A 26,988-nucleotide genomic window follows, 5' to 3' on the forward strand; every position below is an offset into this window, starting at 1 on the left:
TTTCTAAAGTTGATGTCATTAAGAATGAGTACATCTAATAAATTGAAAACTGAAAAGCCCGATTTATTTTACGGGCTTTTTTAAGGATTCTTTCTCTAAGATTTTCTTGGCCATTTTATAACCATTTTTCTTAAGCTGTTCTAAAGTTTCTCTTGAGAAATCAGAATCCCATGCATAGGGTTCATTTTCTCCTACTTCACGGATAATCCGAGTGATGGATTGTACGCTGGCATCGCCCATTGCTTGAATGTAAGCAGGTAATTGTCTGATTTCTTCAGCCACTTTAGGATCACAAAAACGCAAAATTTGTTCGATCAGTTTTTTGTAATTATTGATGAGATCTGCATTGTGTATGTCTTTTCTTATCTTTTCCGAGAATAAGATCTCATCTTTTCTTGAAAGAACTTCTATCATATTTTGAGGCAGAGACCGATTTCTTGAATAGAGCTCAACGATATAGATTTTTTTGTTTGCTCGACCACAAATATCCAGTGTTGAATCAATTGGGGTGTTGGTTATGATTCCTCCGTCCCAGTAATGTTTATTATTAATTGTTGTCCATGGGAAGCCTGGAGGCAAACTGCCACTTGCAAGAATATGCTCAGGGGTGATGTTATCGGTGTAACTATCAAAAGTTTCAAATTCAGATGTTTCAACATTAACTGCCATGACAAGCAGACGCACGGGACTGTCTTTCAACGTATCAAAATCGATGTATTTGCGCAAAAGATCCTTAACATATGAAGTGTCATAAAAGCTAGTCCAATGTGTTGGCATTTGCTCTGGACTGAAAATTGGCATGGTCCATCTTGGATGAAAAAAGTTAGGGGAGCCCCAAATCATAGCTTGCCAAGAAGAGAAAAGACGTCGTGTTTGTTCGTCAGAAACATTCAATGTATCCAGGGCTAGATCATTCCAAAAACTTTCTAAAGCCTCTGTGGCGTGTTTTGGATTCCCTGCAATAATTGCAGAGTTAAATGCACCTATAGAAATTCCAGAAACAATATCTGGATAAATTCCATGTTCTTCCATTGCCTTGACAACTCCGCATTCAAAAGCACCAAGAGCACCACCACCTTGTAGGGTTAGAACCGTCTCGACGGCAATTTCTTCCAGGGAGAAGTTAATATCAAAAAGATTTTTTTTATGTTCCTCTATATTAACGCGATTGATAATGAGTGATTCTGCTGCTTTAATTTCTTCTATGGGGCGTCCAGAAAAAAAGGCTCCTTGCAACAATCCATCCTTTAAATAAAATAAGGTACAGTTTTTTTCCCTAACGGATCCTCTTACAATTCGTTCTGTAGCCTCGGTTGTATCACCAATAATGACAATATAAGTATCAAATGCATGGAGGTTGAAATAGGATGCACTGTGGTAGCTTTTTCTCATTCCCATCATATTTAATGCGGCAATTTTTCCTTGTTTGATTGCATTATCCACTCCTCCATTTCGATGGCATCTTCTAAATACAGGATCAAAAAAATTAGCGACATCACCGGATGCGTAGATATCTTTTTTATTTGTTTGGAGGTATTGATCCACAATAATCCCATCATCGACTTCTATTCCACTGCCTTGCAGAAAATCAATATCAGGATCATATTTATCGGTAATGATAACAAAGTCGCATGATAAAATTTTTCCTGTGTTGGTTTCGACCGAGTGGACATGAGTTTTACCATTAATTTTTTTTACTGTTTCATTAAGAAGAACTTCAACGCCGTTATGGGTTATAAAAGCGGCAACTTCAGCAGAAGAGCTGACATTGAACAAATGAAATTCCTCTGTAATGATGGTAACTTCTATATTTTTTTTCATGAGTAACGATGCGATCTCAATGCCAATAAAACTTCCTCCCAAAATGACGACTTTTTTGGCGTTTTCTATTTCATGAAGGATTGGTTGTGCATCGAGAATTGTTTTAAGATAGTAGATTTTGTCTAACTTACTTCCGGGTAAGTTAATCCTTTGGGCGCTGCAACCAGTGGCGATAAGTAGTTGCTTAAAATTAAAATCCCCAGCGTGATCTGTTTTCACAATCTTGTTTTCTGGATCAACAGATAGTGCTTTTGTATTGAGTAGTACTTCAATATCATTTTTTTTATAGTAGTCTTCATTGAATAAAATCAGCTCGTCCTTGGTTCGTGTTCCAAGTAAAAACCCTCTAGGGAGCTGGGGACGGAAGTAGGGGAGAAAACTTTCTTCCGATAGAATGGTGATGTTGCCATAAGCACCTTCTTTTCTCAAAGTGTCGGCAGCAAATGCACAGGAAAGCCCTCCACCAATAAGTAAAAAATCAACTGTCTTTGTCATCTATTATGTCCTTTTATTCAATGACATGTATGTAAGTATTACCTTAAATTGTATACCTTGGGTATATGAAGAAAGCAATTCTAAGAAAAATTTTATTTTCAAGTGATTAAGAGGAGAATTAGCACAGCGTAGCGGAACTCGAGAGAGGATAACTACTTTGAGCCTGGATTACACTCTGTTGTACCCAGGCTACGTTTTAGAAGGTTACTTTTTAAAGACACTATTCATCATGTTCTTTATGCATGTAAAGTAAGACTTACAAACAATCCTTGGAATGAAAAGTTATTGGTTTCATTGCCAGCAATGCGCTGAGGTCCTAAACCACCTAACCCAGTGAATCCTCTCAGAGTATCCATTGCGCTCAGATACTCATTAATTTCATATCCAACCGCAGCAGTCCATGTTGCTGTATTAGTCAGTGCATGAGTATAGTCGAGGCCGATCTTACCAGTGACGCTATTGACAACACGGTTGCGTTTAGGCCAGCTGAAACTGAGGTTGGAGCCTAGGAAAACCTGTGAGTATGACTGCATGGCACCTGCCATAAGTGCATAATCAAAATAACCGAGTAAACCAAAACCATAGACTAAGTCATAATGGCCATCGAGGCTGATTAAAGGGCCAGCACCACTGAATTTACTTGTAACAAGTCCGGGAGCTGCAAAAGAAAGGTTATGTGTTATTTGCGCATAACGCACCCCAAGAGATGGGCGGATTTTAAACACACCTGAAGTATCACTGTATTTTCTTCCTACTCGAACATCTGCTTGATCTACTCTGTAAGTTAAATAAGCATCACTGACTAACCCTGGCAGAAACGCTTCGGGAATCGTGGCATCAGGGAATAAAATACTTCCAAATACAATGGCACCATTAGCAAAACTATTTACAGCATGAGTTCTGTTTTTTAAATATAGGTAGTTGACCTCAATATTATTTGCAGACATGGGTATATCATAACCAAGGGCAACACTTCCAGCCCATTGATAATCGGGATCAAAGGGTTTGCTTTCAGCTTGGGTACCACCTGGAACAATGAATAACCAGCTGTCAGTGACTAATCCAATGCCTGTTTCACTGGGTTGTACATAATAACCCGTGCCACTTACATAGAGCCCCCCGGGGCTTTTAAAAGCACACAGCATACTGGAACAAACAGGCCCATCTTTATCGATGTATTTGGGAAGAGGGGCTGAGGGGGCTGCGGATGCTGCACCTGCAATGCAGAAACCTGCTAAAGCCAGCTGTAGAAACTTCACTGTCATAATTTACTCCTTATTAAATTGACACGATACCTTACTTTTTTTGCTTGTTAAATTCAATAGGATTTAATTGAAAATCAATAATATGAGTATTGGTTTTAGGAGTAGTGAGAATAACTAATCGAGCTTAATCCAGATGATCTAATGGCAAGGTGGTTGTCTCGCAAATAGTCCTCAATATAAAACTGGATTGTACGCTGGTGACTCCATTAATACGCGTTAGTTTATCCAATAAAAAAGATTGATATGCATTGAGGTCTGGTACAATTACTTTTAATACATAATCTGCAGATTGACCTGTAATTAAATAACACTGAACTACTTCAGGAAGAAAACGAACTGCTTCTTCAAACTGATTCATGACAGCGGGTTGGTGACTGTTTAATCCAACTAAAACAATCACAGATAATTTTAAGCCTATTTTTTCAGGTTCAAGGAGAGCTACCTTTTTCTTTATATAGCCATTATCCTCTAACAACTTAACACGACGAAGACAAGGGGAAGGGGATAAGGCGACCATATCTGCGAGTTCTTGATTGTTAATTTGGCAATTTGATTGCAGAATATCAAGAATTTTTTTATCTGTACGATCCATAATTTTAAAAATTACATAAATATTTTACATTTTAGCATTTTATTCTAATAAATCATAATAAAATGAAATTTTAATTTAAATTAAATCGATAAATTCCTATATTTGCAATAAAATTTCAAGAAAAATGAATTAAAATAGGTTGATGCGCAGGATCTAATCATTGTGCGTGTATTAGCCGCTTGTTTTTTCGAGGATTTTTATGTCTACATCACGAGTTGTTGCCTGGTTTGTATGGATTGTTGCGTCAATATTTTATGCATACCAATATGTTCTAAGAGTAATGCCCAATATTATGATGAATGATATTACATCGCAATTTCACATTGATGCGACAGTATTTGGGCAATTTTCTGGCGTTTATTATCTTGGTTACTCTTTGATGCATTTGCCAATCGGGATAATGTTGGATCGTTTTGGTCCAAGGAAAGTGATGACTTTATGCATTTTGCTTCCTGTTATTGGGTTATTACCCCTTATTTTTGCAGATCACTGGGTCTATCCTCTCATCGGAAGAGCGCTCATTGGTATTGGGTCTTCAGCGGCAATTTTGGGTACATTTAAAATAATACGTATGACGTTCAAAGAACAGCATTTTTCTAGGATGCTTAGTTTTTCAGTAATGATAGGACTGATTGGTGCTGTCTATGGCGGGGAGCCTGTTAGTTATATGTGTCAAACATTGGGTTATAAAGTAGTAATCGAAGTATTTATTGCGATTGGACTCATACTCGCTTGCCTGACTTACTTTATCGTGCCCGATGAGAAACCTACTTATCACGCATCGGTCCTTACCAATATCAAAACGGTTTTTAGCAACAGAAAAGTAATTTTGCTTTGTTGTTTTGCTGGATTGATGCTAGGTCCTCTGGAGGGTTTTTCTGATGTATGGGGATCTGGATTTTTAAGGCAGGTATATGGTTTTAATTCATCTACAGCAAACTACTTACCTTCAATGATTTTTATAGGAATGTGTTTTGGATCCCCGATTTTAAGTTTAATCGCGGAAAAAACAGGATATTACCTGGGAACAATTATTGCAGCGGGAATCGCCATGTGTGTAGTCTTTACTGCACTTATTATGGGTATGTTAACGGTATCCAGTATCACGATATCCTTTATATTGGTTGGAATGTGTTGTGCTTATCAGATTTTGGCGATTTATAAAGCATCTACTTTTGTACCAGAGAACCTCGCTGGTCTGACTACTGCAATTGCCAACATGATCATTATGATTTTTGGCTATGCTTTTCATTCTGTTATTGGTTTTATAATCAATGTAAATGGCGGTATTCGTGAAACAGAGGCCTTTGTTTATGGAGTAGGGGTTATTCCAGTTACACTGGCAATGGGAGTGATCGGTTTTCTGTTTCTGGTGTATCGAGAAAAATATGGTGTATCAAAGTTCTATCCTGCCGGTAATCCGAGTTAGAAGATAAAATTGAAATAAAAAATCCCAGCATATCGAAAGATTAAAAGTCGACTTCTTTATCCCCCTTTTAACGAAAGGGGGAGCATTTAAGGATGGTGGGATTGACGTCTATTTTCGCGAGCGTCTTTGAAGGTAGCAAAATTCATCTTTTTCAGCTACTATTTTATCTGTAATCAACATGTCATGGATTTTATTACAAGCCATTTAAAATGGGCCGTTAGCTCAGCTGGTAGAGCAGGAGACTCTTAATCTCTTGGTCATAGGTTCGAACCCTATACGGCCTATCAATATAATCAGATAGTTACGTTGATTTATAAAAATTTAAATTCCCATATGGGACACTTGGTAATAAATGAAATCGATTTATGGAACAGCATGTGTAATTACTCTCTCCAATCCTTTAGGGATGGTGACAAATTGCATCGCATCATGGGGAGTACATTTTACACTCCCAAGAAAATTATCCGATTTACCAAGTATCATAGATTTTCTTAGTATAAAAGGTTTTTTTAGTGATAACCTACATCTGCTCGAACTTTTCCACGAAATACCCAATATGACCAAGCGGTATACATAAGAATCACAGGTAACAAAAACATGGTTCCAACGATTAAGAATGTTTGTGTTTCCGGAGATGAGGCAGCTTGCCACAAGGTATATTGATGTGGAACGATCATGGGAAACAAACTTATACCGATGCCAATATAAGACATAAAGAACAATCCTACGGCGCCAACAAAAGCACCAATCTCAGAATGATGTAACATACGCCATTCAAAAACAGCAAGTAGAATGGTGATTACAGGAATAGGGGAAAGATAGGCCATATTAGGCCAGGAAAACCAACGATGTGCGATATCAGTGTCCATAAGTGGCGTCCAAAGGGTCACGATAACAATTGCCGCAAGCACTCCTATGAAACACCAACGTCCTTGGCGACGTGCGGTCTGTTGCAAAGTACCTTCCGTTTTAAAAATCAACCATCCTGCACCTAACAAGCCATAACCAAAGACTAAAGCAAAACCTGTAAACAAGGAGAACCAAGTGAAGCAATCAAATGAGCCACCTGCAAAATGGCGTCCATCGACTTTAAATCCTTGAATAAACGCACCAAGTACGATGCCTTGAGCAAACGTTGCAATAATAGAACCAAAACAAAAAGCATGATCCCAAAAGGTCACATGAGCTGCATCTCTGAAACGGAACTCAAAGGCAACACCACGAAAAGCCAGAGCTAACAGCATGATTAAAATTGGAAAATAAACCGCAGGAATGATGATGGCGAAAGCAAGTGGGAACGCTGCAAGCAATCCAAGGCCACCAAACACAAGCCACGTCTCATTGCCATCCCAAATGGGCGCTATGGAGTTCATGATTAAATTACGTGTTGCAGTGTTTGGCGCCAAACCATAAAGCATACCCACACCCAAATCAAAACCATCAAGCAATACATAGAAAAAAACTGCGGCAGCAAGAAGGATAGTCCATAAAGGAACAAAATCAATTATCATCATTGGTGCTCCGTGAAAGTAAAAGGATTTGCATGTTGACCACCTTCTATAGGTAATTCAATGCCTTCTGGTTCATCAAATCCCTTGCGAACAATTCGTGCCATTAAAAAGGCACCGACAGGAAATATAATCAGGTAAACGACCATGTACCCAAGCAGGGAAAGAAGAACATCGATACCGGTAAGGGAAGGAGAAACCGAATCAGCCGTGCGCAATAGCCCATAAACTGTCCAAGGTTGGCGGCCCACCTCTGTGGTTGCCCACCCTGCAAGGACCGCGAAAAAACCAAGAGGTGCTGCAAACTGACAGATACGCAAAAACCACGTGGAGTCATACAGGCAATGACGTATCCGTAACCATAAACTGATTGCAATTAAGGCAAGCATTATAAGACCCAAACCAACCATAATACGAAATGAAAAGAATGGGATTGCGACTGGAGGGCGTTCGTTCGCAGGCCACTGCTTTAACCCGGGAACCTCTCCATTAAGCTCATGGGTCAGAATGAGACTCCCCAACAAGGGGATTTCAATCACCGCGCGGTTCATTTCGTTTTTTTCATCCGGAAGAGCAAACAAAATAAGCGGAGCTCGTTTTTCTGGCTCCCAATGTGCTTCAATTGCAGCAAGCTTTGCAGGTTGATATTTAAGAGTGTTTAGCCCGTGTAAATCGCCCAATATGATTTGCAAGGGCACCAGCAGAGTTAAAAGCCAGAAAGTCATTGAAAACATTACCCTGCTTTCTGATATAAATTTATTTTTACGAATAAAATAAGCAGCCACAGAAATGACGACCAAGGCAGTAGTGATATAAAAACCAGTGACATTATGCAAGATACGATAAGGGAATGAGGGGTTGAAAATAATACTCCACCAATCTACTGGAAAGAAACGTCCCTCCACAAACTTATATCCCGCTGGCGTTTGCATCCAACTATTGGCTGATAGAATCCAAAATGAAGAAATGAGCGTGCCGGATGCCACCATCAATGCCGCCCCAAAATGAGCCCATCGCGGAACTAATTTACGTCCGAATAAAAGCACTCCCAGGAATGCTGCTTCAAGAAAAAATGCAGTGAGGCCTTCATAAGCGAAAAGCGGTGAGAGGACATTCGCTGTGGAATCCGCATAACGACTCCAATTCGTGCCAAACTGAAAGGGCATGACAATGCCCGAAACAATCCCCATTCCAAAAGAGATTGCAAAAATTTTCGTCCAAAAAGTTGAAATGCGAAAATAAATTTCGCGCTTGGTCACAAAATGAACTCCTTCAAGCAAGGCGATATAAGAAGCAAGTCCTACGGTGAACGCGGGCAATAGAATATGAAGGCCAATAACCCATGCAAATTGCAAGCGCGACAAGATGAGCGGGTCAAGATGCATGATTTATCTCCTTATGAATCTTCTAAATGCAATATCCCAATAATATAAATGCAACTTTTAGTTCCCATGTAAAACAACTCTTTGAAATATAGAATACTTTGTCAGCTAAAAACAGAGGATGAACGTTCAAGTTTATTTATTATATTTCTAATATAATGGGCTATAATTATCAATTAATATTTCTATGAAGATTTTACGTTATTTTTCAAACAATACGAGCGGATTAAACCCTATTACAAAATGACTCTGAACCTCTTTTGAAAGAGCGACTTCAAACACAGGAGGAGCGCGCCAAATTAGACGGACTTTATGAGTGCATTTTATGCGCTTGCTGTACCAGTAACTGTCCACCTCCTGGTGGAATCCAGAAAAATATATCGGCCCTGCAGGATTATTATCGGCTAATCGCTTTCTGTATTATGTTATTCCGACGGAAAGATAAATTATCGTCCAGTAAATATGAAGCCTTTAACAGTTGATCCTTTTGTACCTACAGAAAGAGTGTATTAAGAACATCTATGAGAAAGGAGTGCTCTAAAATGTCAGACATTGAAATCAAAAGAATTTATGAGGAACCTAAAAAAACAGATGGATTCAGAATACTCGTAGACAAATTATGGCCACGTGGTGTTAAAAAAGACGATGCTGATGTTGATTTATGGCTCAAAGAGATTGCACCGAGTGATTCGTTAAGAAAATGGTTTAACCACGATGCTCAAAAATGGGCAGAATTTCAAAAACGATATGCAAAAGAATTAGAAGATAAGCACGATTTACTCGATTCAATTAAAGAAAAAGCAAAACAACAAAAAGTAACCCTACTGTTTGCTTCTAAAGAAACTGAGCACAATAATGCGGTTGCGTTACTCAATATGCTTCTACATCGTACACAGTAGCATTAGGAGAGAGTAAAAATGCCAATAAAAAAATGGATGGATTGGTTCAAAGGTTCAAAATCAAAAAGCACACAAGCAATCATCAATGAGTCATCGGAAGCGTCATTTCCCGCAAGTGATCCGCCTTCTTGGATTTCGCAAGATCATGAACTCAAAAAAACTGCGACTGCATCGTCCATTATTCTAGAAAAAGAATTTCACCAAAAAATACAACAATCTCTTGTAATAAATGGCATGGAATATCATTACTACAGCTTAGCCGAAGCAGAACACGCAGGACTTAAAGGCTTATCGAAGCTACCCTATACTTTAAAAATTCTTCTAGAAAATTTACTTCGTCATTTAGATGGACATACGGTTACCGTAGATGATGTCAAAGCACTTGTTGATTGGTTAAAAGAGAAAGCTTCAGATCATGAAATTGCCTATCGACCTGCACGGGTGTTGATGCAAGACTTTACCGGTGTTCCTGCCATCGTTGATCTTGCAGCAATGCGTGATGCCATTAAAGAAATGGGAGGAGATACGGGGCAAATCAATCCATTGACTGCTGTTGATTTGGTCATTGATCATTCCATACAGGTCGATCAATTTCTTGTTCCAGATGCATTTACTATTAATGCCAAGAAAGAAATGGAACGAAATTATGAACGCTATGAGTTTTTACGTTGGGGACAAAAGGCTTTTCAAAATTTTCGCGTTGTGCCACCTGATACGGGGATATGTCACCAAGTTAATTTGGAATATCTGGCGAAGACGGTCTGGAGTCAAGAAATCAGCGGGAAAATGCATGCCTTTCCAGATACATTGGTAGGCACAGACAGTCATACGACCATGATCAATGGCCTTGGTGTGTTAGGATGGGGCGTTGGAGGTATTGAAGCGGAAGCAGCCATGCTAGGACAACCCATTTCAATGCTCATTCCAGAAGTTATGGGGGTCAAATTAACGGGCCGCTTGCAAGAAGGGGTGACAGCAACAGATCTCGTGCTTTCGATAACTCAACTTTTACGCAAAACAGGTGTAGTGGGTAAGTTTGTTGAGTTTTTTGGAGAGGGATTAGCTGAGCTATCCATTGCCGATCGAGCAACCATCAGTAATATGTCACCTGAATATGGTGCAACCTGTGGTTTTTTTCCAATTGATCAAACAACCCTTGATTATTTACATTTAAGCGGAAGAGACAAGCAAACCATTGATTTGGTTGAAGCCTATGCCAAAACTCAAGGGTTATGGCATGAGGTAGATCAAGTTGAACCTGTTTATACAGATGTTATCACCTTGGATTTAGCAACAATTCGCCCTTGCATGGCAGGGCCAAAACGGCCGCAAGATTACGTTGAATTAGCAAGTCTTCCTCAAGCAATGGATCAATTTCTTAATGAAAACAATCGAAGAGACGAAAAACATAAAGCATTTGGTACAGAGGCTGATTATGAATTACATCATGGAGATGTGGTCATCGCTGCAATTACCAGTTGCACAAATACTTCAAACCCTAATGTACTTATTGCGGCTGGCTTGTTAGCCAAAAAAGCTGTTGAAAAAGGTTTAAAGAGAAAACCATGGGTCAAAACCTCATTTGCCCCGGGATCTCAAGTTGTGACTCGATATTTAGAGCAAACTGGTTTACAAAAATATCTGGATGAATTGGGGTTTACCTTAGTAGGATATGGCTGTACAACCTGTATTGGCAACTCAGGACCACTTCCTGGACCTGTTGAGAAAACGGTGATTGACCATGATTTGGTTGTGTCTGCGGTATTGTCTGGTAATCGTAATTTTGAAGGACGTATCCATCCGTTGGTGAAAGCCAATTGGCTCGCATCGCCACCACTTGTTGTCGCTTTTGCTCTTGCTGGAACGACTTTATTTGATATGACGAACGATCCTCTCGGGTTAGATGCAGAGAAAAATCCTATTTATCTAAAGGATCTGTGGCCATCAAATAGTGAAATTGCTTATGAAGTGGCAAAAATAACGCAACAAATGTTTCATGAAGCGTATGCCTATATCTTTACCGGCACGAAGGAATGGCGTGCCATGAAAACTATTGCATCCGATACCTATACTTGGAAATCCAATTCAACCTATATTCAACATCCATCTTTTTTTGAGGGAATGGATGTGATGCCTGAGGAAATACAAGATATTAAAGGTGCTCGAGTTCTTGCTCTGTTTGGCGATAGCGTGACTACCGATCATATCTCACCAGCGGGCTCCATTAAGCCTGATAGCCCTGCAGGAAAATACCTTCAATCTAAAGGAATTGCAGCTAAGGATTTTAATTCTTATGGTTCACGTCGAGGTAATCATGAGGTTATGGTTCGCGGGACGTTTGCGAATATCCGCATTCGCAATGAAATGATTCCTGGTGTAGAGGGTGGTTTTACGCGTCATATTCCCAGTGGCGATATAGTACCCATATATGACGCAGCAATGCAGTATAAAGAAGAACACATCCCTTTAATTATTATTGCTGGAAGAGAATATGGAACAGGATCTTCGCGTGATTGGGCCGCTAAAGGACCTAAACTTCAGGGGGTGGTAGCCGTTATTGCAGAAAGCTTTGAGCGAATTCACCGTTCAAACTTAATAGGTATGGGCATTCTTCCTCTGGAATTTCCCGAAGGAGTCACTCGTAAAACACTAAAAATCACGGGCTCTGAACAAATTGATATTTTAAATCTTGCTCATCAATTAAAACCACACGCGCTAATAAAAGCAGTCATTCATAGAGAAGATGAAACACAAACGGAAATAAACCTTATTTCGCGAATTGATACTTTAACTGAATTAGCGTACTACAAAAATGGTGGTATCTTGCAATATGTACTTAGAGAAATGTTAAAAACCTAGATAATTGTTCAAACGCTCAAATAACGATTCAGACATGGTATACTTCTTAAAGATGTATTTGCAATGCATCTTATAAAAAGAAATAATCAGAGTCAACTAACAATTTGGATTTAATGATGCAACTGACACAATTTACGGATTACTCATTACGCGCCTTGATTTACATTGCTCTTAGAAAAGATTCCTGCACGGTTAAGGACATTACAGAGGCCTACGGAATTTCGAACAATCACATGATTAAAATCATTCATAATTTAGCCAAGCTTGGACTAATTAAAACCATCCGCGGCAAGAATGGTGGTATTTTAATGGCAGCCCAACCTGGAGCAATTAATTTAGGTCAATTAATTGCCCGGCTGGAGCCTCATTTTGATTTGGTACCTTGTTTTAATAAAGAAAAAGCCAATTGCTGTATTGCTCCTGTATGCAAATTAAAGGGCATCTTGCATGAAGCCCAAACAGCATTTATGGGGATCTTGGAACGATATACTTTGGCTGACGTGTTGCATAACCCAAATGAGTTGTCTGTTTTCTTGAACATTAAATAAAGTATTATGCAATTTTTTGTGCGAGCAAAAGACCAAATAGACCTGATAGGGGTCTTCCCAGTTCATCTTGTTTATGCAAATGGCCTACTGATTCTTTATATTCGAGTATCGACCATCCACTGTCTTGATATATATGATAGAGTTCCTCTTTTTGCGGCAGAAAAGTGAAAAACTCTGGCAGTGAATAAAGTTCTGAGTGAATAGGGAACACTAAAAAATGATACCCTTTCTTTTTGGTTGCTTTTTGGAGCTCGGTAAGCAATTCTGGAATGCGTTGCGTATTTAAAAATTGTAAGCTGACTGTTGAGAGCACTAAATCATAACATTCTGGTTCAAGATTTAGAGGTTGGTTTAAATCATGCAGTAGCGTATTGACTCCAGACAAGGCTTCTTTCTGTACGATATCTTCAATGCTCTCCAAAGCGGATGGGTTGTGATCAATTCCAGTGACCCTATGCCCCATTTTTGCTAAATACAATAAATTTCTTCCTGAACCACAACCTACATCAAGTATTGATGAGGTTTGCAAATGACGTAAATAAGTCTGATAGACATACACTAAATCACTGTGTGCTGCCCCTAAACTGTATTTTTTACTGAAATAACGTTGGGGCATACAATAAAACTCAAGATTTGCCTTAAAAGGTTCGCTGACAGGGATAATTTTATGCCATGCAGCAGGGGAGATCAGTAATTGGGGATGTTCTTCGTTAATTCGAGTGCGTGATAACTCATGTCCCTGACCATTTAGGAATACAAAATCAATTGCCCCTTCGCGTAGGGTAAGTTGACCCCAGGTTCCTTCTTTAGTGCTGTGTTTTTCAAGAAAAAATTTTAGTTTTCCATGGCTTTCAAGCTCTATTTTTTTGTAACACATTAACTCACAGTATTCTGTTATCATGATGCACCTTTTATTTCTGGTTATCGATAATTATCTTATCAGTTGCTGCTCTTATTATCTGTAAGCTCTGATTCCAGTTTGGTTAAAAGAGTACGCTCGTTCGCCAATTTGTCAGCTAACTGGTGGTTTACATCTCGATGCTCTTCTTCATCAATGCGTACAACCAATAGCACGTCACGTAAGCGTGCATCAGAAGCTAATCCCCAATAGTTTTTAGCAATATCAGGAGCGGGACAATTTTCAATGCGACCTTCATCTAATTCTTGCAGATAATGGGTATAGCTAACAACAGCCTCTTCTTCAAGATAACCAACAAAGCGATGGGCTGTTTTAGAAGAAAGAACATACATCAACAAATATAAAACTACGAAAAGAGCTTGGGCTATGAAAATAATAAATCGTTCAAACCAATTAGGTTTAGCAATATACATAAAAGTAATCAAATGCATCCGTTCATTTTCTGCTTCATCTAACAATGTTTTAATCCAGCCCTCATCATTTTTGATTTTTCTTAAGCAGCGTAAATGCAGCAACGCAGCGCCAACCATGCCAGGTACTGCAGCTACTGTTTCGAGTACTATGGCGCGATTTCCATATCGTTTTTGAAAAAAAGTATCAGCAAAAAACCGAAAAAATTTCACAAGACCAAAGGCAATTTTATCACTGATGGTTTTAGCAGGTTTATGAGTTGCTGACATAATTTGCTCCTTTGCGGTATGTTATACAAGAGTATTATAATAAAGATGTATTTAAAATACAACTTTATAAAAATATGTCAATCTACCCGCTCTTTTATTTGGAATAGCTACTATTTTAGTCCATTTTTTCATCTATTTTAGAAAAGCCGTTTCTTGACAGCACATATTCAGGCCTCATAAGATGCATCACATTTATTAGTTTTTAAATGAGCTCAAAATGCCTCTCTATTTGACGTCTATCTGCGCATTTTTATGGGCAGGTATGATACTTGGTATCTCTTTTTTTGAAAGTTGGGTGAAGTTTAAAACGCCTGCTTTGGACAAAGTAGTGGGTTTGAATGTTGGACGCACAGTGTTCTTTTATTTTCATCGGCTACAGATGGGATGGTTTGTTCTTTTAATCATTTTAACTCTTTTAAGTGATCCAACCAGAATTGAGATCTTATTTCTCGCAATACTCTTCGGCATTCTCATGCTACAAACTTACTGGATTTTTCCAATACTCAGTCAACGAGTCGATGAATTGGCAAGAGGAAAAAAACTGCCTCACTCCTGTGCTCATGGTTTGTATGGGGTTGGAGAGCTGATCAAATTTTTTGTTCTCTTTGCTTTAGGGATTGAGGGATACGGTGTATTGTTTTTCTAGAGTGATTGGAGCGTAGTTTACCTTAATGAAATTGATAAAAAACTATACTCTTAATCCCTTGGTCATAGGTTCGCGCCCCATATCAATGAAACTTGCTCTAGATACAAAATGATTCACCTTGATTCTGTAATGCTATCTCGAATTCTTCTAATTCTGTTTTATTGAACGCTTGATTAACTGTTGCAAAAATTGCATTAACGTCTTTTATTGGAACTTGTTTATCAGTTAACGTCTCTTTTAATTGCCCATCAACGATTAACTGTTGATGGAAATAACGTAGATAATTTCGAAACGAATGTTGTTTATAACTGCTGTAATTTTCGTTAATGATTAAATCATTCATTGAGTCAACTAAGGAATTGGAGAGGGATTTTGTAAGTTGACTCATTTTCTCCGCATCTATAGTTTCATTTTGTAATAATTGTGTTATTGCGTCATTCGTAATTAAGTACAGTTGAGCTCCCCATTCATTCATAATCTTACGTGCATGCTTTTTACCATTATTATTATGACTAAAAAATAATGAGCTATCGTATAGGCTTGCTCTTGACTCATAAGCTATTTCATAATTGCTTCCTTGTTGCATAATGGCCTGCATATTTTTTACCGCAGTTAATAATTCTTTTACTTGAGCGATTTGGTTGTTGGTAACGCGTTTAATTAATAGTTGCGAATTATGTGTATTGAGTATAGAGATGTTCGCAATTCCTGCGACCAGCTCCAATTGTACGTCTCTTTTTTGTATTTCGGCAGTAAGTGCTTTAATTTCGTTGTCTTGTCGCAAAATCAATTCATTCTGTTGCGAAAGTAATTCATCTTTCATTTGATTGTCTTGCTGCACGGTTGCATTTGCTTTTCGGGCTTCACTTAATTCAATACCTTGCTTTTCTAACTGCTCTCTTAAAGCATTATATTCAAGTGTACTTACTGGTGGGCGAGATAAGTAGTTTCTGATAATTTGTAAGAAACCAGCCGTTTGATGTTCTTCTTCCAGCATTTTAGTTTCAAAACTGCTGCTCTCAATAAGAACAAAACCTTCTTCTTCAGCAATATCCGTAGATTGTAATTCAATGGTTTGGATAATTTGCGCAATAATAGCTCGACGACGTTCCAGAATTTCAATCAGTTTTCTTGTGGTTTCATCAGAAGATTGTCGTGCTTTTAGAAGTAGTTCATCATACTCCGCCAGGATGCTTTTTTGTTTTACTAAAATAAGCTCAGCTTGGCGACTCAACTCTTTTGCTTGTGCTTGTGATATATCCGATTGAAAATGACTATCTATCGCCTCGAATTCGTCGCCAAATAGTGCATATCCTCGTTTTAGGACTTCATTGGCTTCCTGACTGAATTCTTTTAGTGCATCAAAACAATCAAATGGAATGCTCGCAAATGCCGAACTTATTTGTCGGGATGCATTAATAAAATAATTTCGTACTTCAACTAATGGTTGCTTATTTAAGTAAAAAGTTTCCCATAAGCTTCGGGTTGAACTTGGAGACTTACTCCGTTCTCGATAAACTTTACCACAATCTGCTTCAAATTTTTCCAAACAAACATTTAACTCGGTTTTGACATGATGAATGTCCTTTAAGTAAGGCTCAGACAATTTAATAAAATCATTGAAGTAACTGATTTTGTTGCTACTGGTAAATTGATGAAGTTTCTTAAGTTCATTTTGCAGAACTTGCAATTTATCTCGCAACTTTAATAACTTGATCAAGTTTTCTTGTTGTTCTTTTCCAAACTGTCCCCATAAAAAATTACCTTCTTTAGGTAATTGATAATCAAGTCCTTTATAAAGTGTTAGATAGTCATCTTTTTGTAAAGCTGCTGTAGGTCGGCCAAATAGTTCAACGATAAAGGGATCATGCATCACTCTTTGTTCTGTAGCAGTAAGGGTAGCTTGCCCTTCTCTTTTGAACAAATCCTGCAAATGCGTTACATCAATTTGGTTTTGCGCGCTAAATAACGGCAGCATGTGGTTATCAATACCAACAAGCAATTCATTTAATTTTCGGGTTGTTTCTTCAATTTGTTGATAATAAGCATCAATTTTATTTTCTTGCTCGGAGGAATTGTCTTGTTGTGATGCAGAAAATATGCGATTCAGAGCGGACTTACAGGAAAGAAGTTTATCATCTTGGCTGCTTGTACTTTGTATGTCTTTATGTTTTAGCAATTCGACAGTGAAACGCTGAATTCTTTCTTTGTATTTTTTTTGCTCTTCTATGGGTTTTTCCAAGGCTCGGCGGCATAGGTGAGCTAATAAGATCATGGCAATCACTTTACCATGTGCTATATCATTTAAATTGGCGCGACCAAAATAACGGTTTTGATTATCCGCAATATACTGATAACACGTATTGTATACAAAGTTAAAATAGTCACAGTTTCTTTTAATTTCTTTTGAATGATTTTGTTCTTGTATTTGCCTGGCTAGACTTGATAACCCACCAGGCTGAGGATATTCCAATCCCTCTATAATGCCTTCTTTATACGTTAGACCAAACGTATATCCCCAACCTTGTTGTGCTACAGCAACTTCAATGATGCTGGAATGTACGTCTTCCATGACCTTTGTTCGTAATTCTTTATAAATTGTTAAAATTTCACGGATTAATGGGGTTTCTCTAAATCGTATGGTTGGCATAATGAACCCTATAATTGAATTTACGTTGATACACTGTAATAAAATTTTATTAAGCTTTTATTAACACACTTACGTATTTTTACTAAGGTAGGATTTTATTAACTATTTGCACTTTTGTTTGCTCCGCAATGAATACGCTCATAAAGTCCCACTATTTAATAGTCCTAATTAAGTTTTTCTTGATTCACTCTGTCGTAAATTTCCACATAGAGCAAATAAATTTGTCCTATAGTATAACAATAATTGTTTAAAAAATAGTTGGTATGTCTATGTTGACTAAAAACATAATTTGCTCAATTAGAGAAAATAATTTGCAAAAAACGGCTCTTATATTAAGAGAAAAAAGTGTTTCCTACGAAGAGCTGGGAAATGTTGCAAATGGTTTTGCTCATTTTTTAACTGAGGCTGGACTTAAGGGCGAACGTATTGCATTTATGCTGCCAAATAGTATTGAAATAATCGCTATTTATCTAGGTTGTTTTAAAACAGGGTGTGTTGCGATGCCAATAAATCGTCGTTATGCGCCTCCTGAGTTGGAACGAGTAATTCATGATGCAGAGCCCTATTATTTAATTATTGAAGAAGAAAAATTATTTTTACTGGAGAAAATCGATTTAACGCGAACCAGTATTAAACAAGTTTTTGTTATGGGTGAACAGAGTAAATCAAATGGATATCCTTTATTTCACGAGGTCATAAAGACGTTTACTGAGTTTGAGGTATCTGAATTCTCTTATCGCAATCCTGCAGTTATTTTTTATACTTCGGGCTCTACCGGAAAACCCAAGGGAGTCGTTCATACTCTGAGCTCAATTGAAGCAATATTAGATTCAACTTCCGATGCACTAGATACAATTACTTCTCAAGATAAGATGATCGTGTGCGAACCTCAATGCCACATAAGTGGTTTTATGGAAACTTTTTCTACTCTGTCACGAGGCGGTACTGTTTTGGTCTATGATGGGTTTAACTTGAATGATTATGTAGACGGCTTAATGAAGCATAGGCCAACCTTAGCGGTGCCACACATTGATACTTTGATGAAACTTTTGGATTCTGGGCGTTGCAGTTCAGATACTTTTGCCTCGCTACGTGGCGTTTATACGGGAGGTGATGTATTGCCTGAAGCAGTTCAAAAACGATTTATTGCTTGTGCTGGGAAGCCTATCCACGTTGGTTATGGTATGACCGAGGGTATTTGGATGGCGGTCTGTCGAGATGAGAACCCCAAAAGTGGTTGTATTGGCAAACCGATTAAAGGAGTAAAATTACGTTTAGTGGATCAATCCGGCAAAGAAGTGCCACAAGGAGAAGATGGAGAAATCTTGGTAAAGGGAAATATACTCATGCTGAATTATTGGCATAATCCAGATGAAACTCAAAAGGCATTTATAGATGGATGGTTTAAAACGGGTGATAGTGGAAAACAAGACAGCCAGGGAAATTATTATTTTACTGGGCGCATTAAGGACATAATTATTCGAAATACTTCAAATATAATGCCTGGTGAAGTTGAAGCTGCGATTTATCAGCATCCCGCAGTTAAAGCAGCAGCGGTAATTGGTATTCCTGATCCACATGAAGGAGAAGTACCTGTAGCTTTTGTGGTGCTAAACAGTGGAAAGAGGGTGACCGAACCTGAGCTGAGTCAATTCCTAACTCAATATATTGCACAATATAAAATTCCGGTTAAAGTATATTTTATCGACATGATACCATTGACTCATAGCGGAAAAATAAATCATAAAAAACTCTATGACTACCTACCATAACCAAGTCCATACTTCATCATCTAAAGATTCGGTGGTTGGCATAATTCGTCAAGTTCCATCTTGCCACCATGCATTTGCTGATATTCCAGAAGTTCTTTTCTTTTTTTCATGAGTTGTTCTTGACGTGCTTTTTTTTGTCTTTCAAACATAAGATCAATGCGCTTTTGTTTTGCATCTTCAAAGAAATTGAGCATGCTCAGTTGTTTGATACTCATTTTTACGTTCGAGTCCTCACCCATTCTTTTATATAATGTGTGGCGTACATTGGAGGAGACATACCATTGACCGTTATAAATGGAATACTTTTTTTTATCCGTTGAAGGGCAAAAAAGAGTCCCTGCATAATAATCAATGAATGCATCAAATAAGATTAAATTCTGCTGAAATTTTTCTGCTATGGATTTTTGATTCCCTTTATTATTACAAAAATAAAGCTTGATGTTGCTAATCCTATGATGCAGATAAAGGAAGTCCGAGTTGAAACGCTCTGCGATTTTATCAATGCCAAGGAGGGTAGTTCGATCGGTAATAGGACAATCGCTTGCCAGATGAAAATTCTCCAATAAATTATCAATCCCATGTGCAAGAACATAGATTGTGAGGGGGACATGCTCCATTGATTTATAATCAATTTTTTTACCATGTTGAATGATGCGTATGTTTTGATTGCTGAGTACTTCTTTCCAATGAAGTGCTTTAGTCATTAGATCATTTTCTTCAGAGTATGGAATATATAGAATGATCATGCTCTTCTCTAATCGCGATTTGACCCTAATTAATTTAAATTAATGATGCAATTAACGACTTAATTTAAAGAGAAAACACTTTAATCAAATGCAGGACAGATTTTTACTTATTCGGTTTTTTATGCTCCATTTTCATTTATTTTTGTCCGATTTAATAATAAATAGCAAGCCTTTTAAAAATAGAAAGAAACAGTTCAACGGACTCACTTTAAATCGGATAACCTCCTAACAATTACTTTTTTCATTCAGGAAGACTAAGAAATGGTGATTGTAGAATTTCGATAATGAATTGTTCACAACGATGCAATTGTTCCAGAGAAACGAACTCATTAGCACGATGCGCATGTTCAATGCTGCCTGGACCACAAACGATAGTAGGTATGTTCGCGTGTTGGAACAATCCTGCTTCAGTAGCATAAGCAACTTTTAATTGCTTTTCGTTTTGGCAAATTGACTGGGCGGCACGAACAATTGGTTCTGATGGTGGTGTATCTAGTCCAGGGGCTTTAGCAAGCGTTTCCAAAATGATGTTTGTGTTCAATTGCTCCTTCTGCAGTGTGGGAAGCAGCTGCGTTTCTATATAGTCAACAATTTGTTGGTGCAGTTCATCGGGATTATCCGCCACCAAGTTTCTAATTTCAAAAACAAACTCACACAAACTAGGAATCGTATTATAAGCATTTCCTCCCTGGATGAGGTTGGTGGATATCGTTGTATAAGGTACATCATAAGCCCCATCATGATGCCCTTGAGATTTAAATTGATGGGCGATATTGCGAAGATACGTAATCAATGATGCAGCATGCTCTATGGCATTACAGCCCTGAGGAGTCAGTGATGAATGGGCTGCTACACCATGAATTTGACAGCGATAGCATTGTATTCCTTTATGTCCGATTACAGGTTGCATCGAAGTTGGTTCGCCTACAATACATGCTTTGGGTTTATAATTAAGCTGGGTCATTTTCTCAATAAGGCCTGGTGCCCCAAGACAACCAATTTCTTCATCATATGAAAAAGCAAAATGTATTGGGAATTCAAGCTTAAGTGCTTTAAATTGGGGGATGAGATTCATGACTACTGCAATAAAACCTTTCATATCACAAGCCCCGCGCCCATATACCTTTTCATCTTTAACCGTTGCCCGAAATGGATCGCTATCCCATGTTTGCCCATCAACAGGTACTACATCAGTATGACCAGATAAAATCAGTCCTCCACCAAATCGACCATGGCGATCGGGGAGGGATGCGAGTAAATTTGCTTTAAGTGCTTTGTCATCATGAACTAAAATGGGCTTAATCTGGTAATCATTCAATGCATTAGCTAGAGTGTCTATGAGTGATAAATTGGAGTTGCGCGAGGTGGTATCAAATTCAATCAATTTTTTTAACCAATCCAGAGTGTTCATAAGATTCCTTTTAAAACTAAGTTGCTGTGCATGAATTTAAGCGCTTTTCAAGTAATTATAATCGTTTCTTGCAACACAAAACACCAAAACAACATCAGCGATAATCTGTTTTCATAATCATAATGATTCATGAAATTTCATAGAGATTGTCTACAATTCAGAATAGGGATTTTTTAATCAGTCAATGGATTTTGTTTGGTATTGATTACATAAGGAAATGAATCATGAAAAAGATGAACGCCGTACAGGTCAATAAATCATGCGAATGGGAGGTTGTTGAACGAGATATAGTGATGCCTTCAGCGAATCAAGTACGTATTAAAGTTGAAGCATGCGGTGTCTGTCATTCTGATGTATTTGTGAAGGAAAAATTATGGCCTAATCTGCAACTCCCAAGAATTCCAGGTCATGAAATTGCAGGTGTCATTGATGAGGTTGGGCCCAATGTTACCAAATGGAAATCGGGTCAGCGTGTTGGTGTTGGATGGGCTGGAGCACGCTGCGGCCAATGTCTTCCATGCCGTCATGGGGATTTTATTTTATGTGAAAATCATCAAATAACAGGATTACATTATGATGGTGGGTACGCACAATATATGATCGCACCCGTTGAAGCACTGGCTGCAATTCCTGATGAGCTCTCCTTTGCTGAAGCTGCGCCTTTAATGTGTGCAGGCATAACCACTTTTAATGCCTTAAGGAATAGTGTTGCTCGTGCAGGTGACTTAGTTGCAATACAGGGAGTAGGGGGATTAGGCCATTTAGCAATTCAATTTGCTAATAAAATGGGATTTAAAACCGTTGTTCTTTCTAAGGGGGCAGATAAAGAGCCACTCGCTAAGAAGTTAGGAGCCCATATTTATATAAATTCTGATGAGAAAGATGTTGCTCTTGAATTAAAAAAATTAGGGGGTGCTCAGGTGATTTTAGCAACAGCACCGAGTGGGAAATCGATTTCCCCCTTAATTGACGGGCTTGGCAATAAAGGAGAGTTAGTTGTTGTTGGGGCTTCTAATGATCCAATTGAAGTGATATCAACTCAGCTTATTCTTGCTAATCGCTCGATTAAAGGTTGGTCATCAGGAAGCGCAATCGACACTGAAGAAACGTTGCGGTTTTGTGCGCTAACAGGAATTCGGCCAATGATTCAACAGTATCCGCTTGCACAAGCGGAAAAAGCTTTTGATGATATGATGGCAAATAAAGCACGATTTCGTGCAGTGATTATGATGTGATAAGAATAAATTAACTGGAATAATATTATTGTTCTATACTTAATCATAATTTGCGAATTTTTCAGGGAGTGAAATGATTATGAAAAAACTATTATTAGTCTTTTTTTCGCTTATGATATTCAATGTAAGTTCCTATGCCGAAAAAATTTTGATTACGGGACAACCCGTTATTTTGGAAAAACAAGGCGATGTCTATTACGTACCTAGTGATTATAAAACAACTACATCTTATTACTATGTGACTGTGGAAGGGGGACGTCGAGTTTGTTATATGGAGAAGCAACCTACTTTAACTGCATTAGATACGTCAACACTTGAAGTGAATTACAATGGTTCAACATTGACTTGGGTTTGTTATCCTTTTGACACGAATTATTTTGAAACTCCATAAAATTATTTTGTAGCGCAATGAAATGGGCGGAATTTCTGGCCCATTTCATTGCATTGGCTTAAATCATTTTTCTTTTGAGGATAAATCAAGTCCCTTTACTACTTCTTGTAATGCTTTTAAATGAATGGGCTTGGTCAATACTTTAGTAATTCCTATACGTAAATGTTCTGATTGAGACTCACCTGATGTGTTGGTCGTTAAGCCAATAATCGGTATGGGTTTTTTCTGTGCTTGTTTTTCCAGATCGCGGATGCATTGAACAAGGTTCTTATCTGAACTACTTGATATCCCTACATCAGTAATGATTAAGTCAAAATCATTTGTTTCTAATAATTCCAAAGCATGTTCACCATCAATTGCTGAGTAAAATTGATACCCAGCCTGTTCTACAACATTTTCGATCATATGAAGAGAAATAATATTATCTTCTACGAGCAGAATAAGCGGTGAATTAGCAGGAGATGTTTGCAGTGACTTGGTTTTAGCAACATCATATGAAGGATTGAGCGCATTGTACCCAACTTTCATCGTAAGAGTGAAATGAAAAGTAGAACCTTCTCCAACCTCACTTTCTAAATGTATTTCCCCACCTAATAAACTTAAGTATTTTTGTGCAACATGAAGCCCCACGCCATAACCACCATGCTGGCTTTTATAAGATGGGATTGCACGAAAAAAGCGATCAAAAATCTTGCCTTGCAGTTCATTAGGTATGCCGATTCCTGTATCGATCACACTAAATCGAAGCTGAGCATAGCTATTTTCATGGGAAAGTGTTTCTACTTTGATTGTGACTGTACCAGTGTCAGTGAATCTAATTGCATTTCCAACAAGATTTAATAAAACTCGATGCAATTTTGTGCCATCAGTGATTACTGTATTGGGCACTGTATCATCAATTTCGATATTCAGTTGAATTTTTTTCATTTCCAGTGTTGGTTGGACGAGATGCGTAATATCTTTGATGTTCTTACGTAATTCGAATAATTCTTCATGGACATCATTTTCTCGAAGATTATCTGCGGTAACGATTTCCATGACGCCATTAAGTAAGTCCAGTAATTTCTCACCACTTTCATGGATCCAACGTGCATACTGTTTTCTTTCAGGATCTTCTGCTTTCTCTTCTAGAAGCCTTGACATTCCAACTATGCCACTTAATGGGGTATGAATATCATGACTCATATTTTCGATAAACTCGGTTTTAGCCTGGTTTGCTACTTCTGCGTTTTCTTTAGCACGACGCAAGGCGACTTCCATTTTTTTACGTTCAGTGATATCCAGTGAAATACCTAAAACGCCAATGGTTTCATTTTTTTGGTTACGTAAGGGAACTTTTTGGGAATAGTAAATGCCCATTCCATTTGCCATGACTGCGTATTCTTCCGCAGTATGAGGTACACCAGTTTCCATGACTAATGTATTGAGTTTATTTAATTCTTCTGCCTGATCTTTCCATGGCATATCGAAATTGGTCTTTCCAACGATATCTTTTCTTGACCGTAAACGTGCGCTTGAAGCTTGTGCATCATTGCAACCTAAAAATACATTATTCTTATCCAACCAATAAACATGTCCTGGCATTAAAGCAATAATGTTTTCATAATAATCATGAACTGCCTGTAATTCATTTTTAAATTTTAAGTTTTCATCTTCTAGAGAACGATTTAATCTATCAATTTCCTCATTCTTTTGATTAATAATTCTTTGCAATTCTTTTATTTTTTCAGAATCCATTTTTCACCATTTTTAAATGAACTTAATAATGGAAATAGGGGCATTATTAAGTAAAATTTTTTGTTTACCTAAGTTTCATAGACAGATTTTAATGGATTTTTTAGCAGCAAGTTGAGTAAAACAATCCAAATTAATCTGTTCTTAATAAAATGTTAATGTGACTATTATAAACTATTTACCAAAAAAAGTGGTTATTTTTTTTTCAAAATGAATTATAGTATGGCTATATTTTTAGTCGAATAATTCAAGTTGTTTGATTAGAAACCCAATATTAATTTAAGTACATATCATGCTGATTAAAATAAGCTTAGATTGATGAAAGAAAATTGCTAGTGTACTGATAGGGTAGAGTAAGCGTTAAGGAATATTAGATGACAAAAGTTACAGGTCCCCAAAACGGTAAGTTTATTACTGCAAGTTTTGACTCAAAAGATAAAAAAAATAATAGTAAAAGCCGCTTTCCCTCATTAAAGACTACAAAAGATTTAGCTCTTTTAAGTATTGCAGGAAATGAATACTGCAGAGGTGACTTTTTATGTGCTATTGTGCAACAAGCAGTAGCTACGCATCAAACTGAGCCGGGGTATTCTGGTGTTAAAGGTAAAACAACATTTTTAATTGCTGATGAAATTTATTGGCATAATCTCTCCGGAACATCTGATTCTGAAAGCGATGAGCTTAAACAGAAAGCTCGAGAGTTGGGTGAGAAATATTTCGAAGAGAATTTAGGTGCTTTCTTGGCTCCTTTGGGTCTTACTCCTGAGAAATTTAATGACAACTACTGCACTAAATCGATGGATGAAAAAATTGCAGTTATCAATCAATTAGCTGCAGATCAAGGAAAGAATTTTGAGATTGTTCGTTGGCATACATGGGTGGATCAAAAGAATTTTAAAAAAACAGTAACCGAAATACTGCCTCTTTACAGCTCAGTAACTGGCCTTAAGTTGCCTCTTGAGAAGTCAGTAGAAGAGTTTGCTACCCGCCATACTGGAGAAGGAGGCGATCCTCAGTTGTGGAGTACTCGCTCTCGAGGCTATCTGACTGAAGAAAGTCCTTCCATTATGTTGTTAGCGTCCACCCTAGGTTATAATTTTATTATTTACCCAGGTAGTATTCTCCCACCATTTGTTGCAACCAAAGAATACTTTGTTGTTGAAAAGCATGCTCCACACATTGAAAAAGGTATGAATGTAGAAGATAAGTGTTTTCATGATAAACATAGTATTCACGTTGATAATCCTTTTTTACTCGCCAATTGGCTGGAAGTGAATTTTAAAAGAAGTCATGAAAATTTAGCTATTGCACGGGAAAAAAATGTAAAAGAAGAGAAAAGGAAAGCGGAAGAAATCGACGAAGTTACAAAAGTTCAGCAAACTCCTAATCCTACAAAAACAGAGAGTTATAGTAGTGCGGTTTCTTTTTTCTCTCCCAAAAGAGATAAAACGATTGGTTCTCGCGCAGCGATATGTCCCGCATTAACGAGTTCTAAAGGTGAAGGAGCCGCGCCTTCTCAGAGTGAAAAAGTAGGAATGACTCTTGAGTGCATGCCTTCGAAGAATGAAAAAATAGAAATGACTCTTGAGCTTATACCTTCGGAGGGTGAAAATGAAATGGTTCTTAAGCGCATACATCCAAGAAAACTAACTCCTTCAGAGATTAGTGGAAAAGAACTTGCTTCTTCAATAACTACAGGGATTAGCCGCGCTATTCAGAAAGAACTTCTATCTAAAAAGGATCAAGCCGTAGAATCAAACGCAACTCCTCTGACTCAAATATGGGAGGGTATTACTAAAGGAGTTTTGGCAGCGGACCTTCCTGTGTCGGAGAAAATTGGATTTTTGACAGAACTTGTTGGCGGTTTTATGGATCGACAAGTTAGCGAGGAGGAGGCGACAGCTTATCCAAAGTTAACGGCCAAAAGAGCCTAAGCCCATATCAAAACGACATATGGGCTTTTCTGTAATATCAAAATAAACTCATTATTCGATAAAACAAACGAA

At 37.8% G+C, this 26,988-nt stretch carries 20 protein-coding genes, 1 tRNA gene and 1 pseudogene; 11 read left to right on the forward strand and 11 right to left on the reverse strand.

Annotated features, from left to right (window positions below):
* Nucleotides 1-63: 63 nt before the first annotated feature.
* The 3 genes from Lstg_RS02875 to Lstg_RS02885 form a co-directional block, all read right to left on the reverse strand.
* A complete protein-coding gene (locus Lstg_RS02875; RefSeq protein WP_058476163.1) occupies nt 64-2,316 on the reverse strand; it encodes an FAD-dependent oxidoreductase in 2,253 nt (750 codons plus the stop codon).
* A 236-nt stretch (nt 2,317-2,552) separates the two neighbouring features.
* A complete protein-coding gene (locus tag Lstg_RS02880) occupies nt 2,553-3,581 on the reverse strand; it encodes an Lpg1974 family pore-forming outer membrane protein (RefSeq protein ID WP_058476164.1) in 1,029 nt (342 codons plus the stop codon).
* A gap of 124 nt (nt 3,582-3,705) precedes the next feature.
* A complete protein-coding gene (locus tag Lstg_RS02885; RefSeq protein ID WP_058476165.1) occupies nt 3,706-4,173 on the reverse strand; it encodes an Lrp/AsnC family transcriptional regulator in 468 nt (155 codons plus the stop codon).
* Nucleotides 4,174-4,372: 199 nt separating this feature from the next.
* On the opposite strand from Lstg_RS02885, the gene Lstg_RS02890 reads away from it, so the two are divergent.
* Nucleotides 4,373-5,602 carry an MFS transporter gene (locus Lstg_RS02890; protein ID WP_058476166.1) on the forward strand — a complete coding sequence of 410 codons (1,230 nt, stop codon included), beginning with the start codon at nt 4,373-4,375 and terminating at the stop codon, nt 5,600-5,602.
* A 211-nt stretch (nt 5,603-5,813) separates the two neighbouring features.
* A tRNA-Lys gene (locus tag Lstg_RS02895) sits at nt 5,814-5,886 on the forward strand.
* Nucleotides 5,887-6,111: 225 nt separating this feature from the next.
* Here Lstg_RS02895 and cydB read toward each other — a convergent pair.
* On the reverse strand, nt 6,112-7,116 hold the full coding sequence (gene cydB / locus Lstg_RS02900; protein ID WP_082650786.1) for a cytochrome d ubiquinol oxidase subunit II: 1,005 nt from the start codon (nt 7,114-7,116) through the stop codon (nt 6,112-6,114).
* Nucleotides 7,113-8,495, reverse strand: a complete 1,383-nt coding sequence (locus Lstg_RS02905) for a cytochrome ubiquinol oxidase subunit I (RefSeq protein WP_058476167.1) — start codon at nt 8,493-8,495, stop codon at nt 7,113-7,115. Before Lstg_RS02905 ends, cydB begins: the two co-directional genes overlap by 4 nt.
* 189 nt (nt 8,496-8,684) lie before the next feature.
* Here Lstg_RS02905 and sdhB point away from each other — a divergent pair.
* The 4 genes and pseudogenes from sdhB to Lstg_RS02920 all read left to right on the forward strand — a co-directional run.
* Nucleotides 8,685-8,910: pseudogene (sdhB, locus tag Lstg_RS17480) on the forward strand (succinate dehydrogenase iron-sulfur subunit); the annotation flags it as partial.
* Between the two features lie 124 nt (nt 8,911-9,034).
* The gene (locus tag Lstg_RS02910) at nt 9,035-9,391 is read left to right on the forward strand and encodes a DUF488 domain-containing protein (RefSeq protein ID WP_058476168.1); all 357 of its coding nucleotides are present in this window, start codon (nt 9,035-9,037) and stop codon (nt 9,389-9,391) included.
* A gap of 18 nt (nt 9,392-9,409) precedes the next feature.
* On the forward strand, nt 9,410-12,250 hold the full coding sequence (acnA, locus tag Lstg_RS02915) for an aconitate hydratase AcnA (RefSeq protein ID WP_082650787.1): 2,841 nt from the start codon (nt 9,410-9,412) through the stop codon (nt 12,248-12,250).
* Between the two features lie 116 nt (nt 12,251-12,366).
* The gene (locus Lstg_RS02920) at nt 12,367-12,798 is read left to right on the forward strand and encodes an Rrf2 family transcriptional regulator (RefSeq protein ID WP_058476169.1); all 432 of its coding nucleotides are present in this window, start codon (nt 12,367-12,369) and stop codon (nt 12,796-12,798) included.
* Between the two features lie 4 nt (nt 12,799-12,802).
* On the opposite strand, the gene tehB is transcribed toward Lstg_RS02920, so the two are convergent.
* Together tehB and Lstg_RS02930 are read right to left on the reverse strand one after the other, a co-directional pair.
* The gene (gene tehB / locus Lstg_RS02925; protein ID WP_058476170.1) at nt 12,803-13,699 is read right to left on the reverse strand and encodes an SAM-dependent methyltransferase TehB; all 897 of its coding nucleotides are present in this window, start codon (nt 13,697-13,699) and stop codon (nt 12,803-12,805) included.
* A 38-nt stretch (nt 13,700-13,737) separates the two neighbouring features.
* Nucleotides 13,738-14,397, reverse strand: coding sequence for an alternative oxidase (locus tag Lstg_RS02930; RefSeq protein ID WP_058476171.1), 660 nt, complete (start codon nt 14,395-14,397; stop codon nt 13,738-13,740).
* A 217-nt stretch (nt 14,398-14,614) separates the two neighbouring features.
* On the opposite strand from Lstg_RS02930, the gene Lstg_RS02935 reads away from it, so the two are divergent.
* Nucleotides 14,615-15,043, forward strand: coding sequence for a hypothetical protein (locus tag Lstg_RS02935; protein WP_058476172.1), 429 nt, complete (start codon nt 14,615-14,617; stop codon nt 15,041-15,043).
* A gap of 97 nt (nt 15,044-15,140) precedes the next feature.
* Here Lstg_RS02935 and Lstg_RS02940 read toward each other — a convergent pair whose 3' ends face one another.
* On the reverse strand, nt 15,141-17,693 hold the full coding sequence (locus tag Lstg_RS02940; RefSeq protein WP_058476173.1) for a hypothetical protein: 2,553 nt from the start codon (nt 17,691-17,693) through the stop codon (nt 15,141-15,143).
* 269 nt (nt 17,694-17,962) lie between these two features.
* Here Lstg_RS02940 and Lstg_RS02945 point away from each other — a divergent pair, with 269 nt between their 5' ends.
* Entirely contained in the window at nt 17,963-19,465 is a 1,503-nt protein-coding gene (locus tag Lstg_RS02945) for a class I adenylate-forming enzyme family protein (protein WP_058476174.1), read from the forward strand.
* Between the two features lie 20 nt (nt 19,466-19,485).
* Here Lstg_RS02945 and Lstg_RS02950 read toward each other — a convergent pair whose 3' ends face one another.
* Nucleotides 19,486-20,211: a hypothetical protein gene (locus tag Lstg_RS02950; RefSeq protein ID WP_058476175.1), complete on the reverse strand. Its 726-nt coding sequence runs from the start codon at nt 20,209-20,211 to the stop codon at nt 19,486-19,488.
* Nucleotides 20,212-20,452: 241 nt separating this feature from the next.
* Complete coding sequence (gene argE / locus Lstg_RS02955) at nt 20,453-21,622, reverse strand: acetylornithine deacetylase (protein ID WP_058476176.1); 1,170 nt, start codon at nt 21,620-21,622, stop codon at nt 20,453-20,455.
* A 224-nt stretch (nt 21,623-21,846) separates the two neighbouring features.
* On the opposite strand from argE, the gene Lstg_RS02960 reads away from it, so the two are divergent.
* Nucleotides 21,847-22,857, forward strand: coding sequence for an alcohol dehydrogenase (locus Lstg_RS02960; RefSeq protein WP_058476177.1), 1,011 nt, complete (start codon nt 21,847-21,849; stop codon nt 22,855-22,857).
* Between the two features lie 79 nt (nt 22,858-22,936).
* Nucleotides 22,937-23,248, forward strand: coding sequence for a hypothetical protein (locus Lstg_RS02965; RefSeq protein WP_058476196.1), 312 nt, complete (start codon nt 22,937-22,939; stop codon nt 23,246-23,248).
* Nucleotides 23,249-23,311: 63 nt separating this feature from the next.
* On the opposite strand, the gene Lstg_RS02970 is transcribed toward Lstg_RS02965, so the two are convergent.
* Complete coding sequence (locus Lstg_RS02970; protein WP_058476178.1) at nt 23,312-24,985, reverse strand: ATP-binding protein; 1,674 nt, start codon at nt 24,983-24,985, stop codon at nt 23,312-23,314.
* 371 nt (nt 24,986-25,356) lie between these two features.
* On the opposite strand from Lstg_RS02970, the gene Lstg_RS02975 reads away from it, so the two are divergent.
* Nucleotides 25,357-26,916 (forward strand): hypothetical protein, encoded by a 1,560-nt coding sequence (locus tag Lstg_RS02975; protein WP_058476179.1) that lies wholly within the window; start codon nt 25,357-25,359, stop codon nt 26,914-26,916.
* Nucleotides 26,917-26,988 lie beyond the last annotated feature (72 nt).

Source organism: Legionella steigerwaltii (assembly GCF_001468065.1).
GTDB classification, from domain to species: domain Bacteria; phylum Pseudomonadota; class Gammaproteobacteria; order Legionellales; family Legionellaceae; genus Legionella; species Legionella steigerwaltii.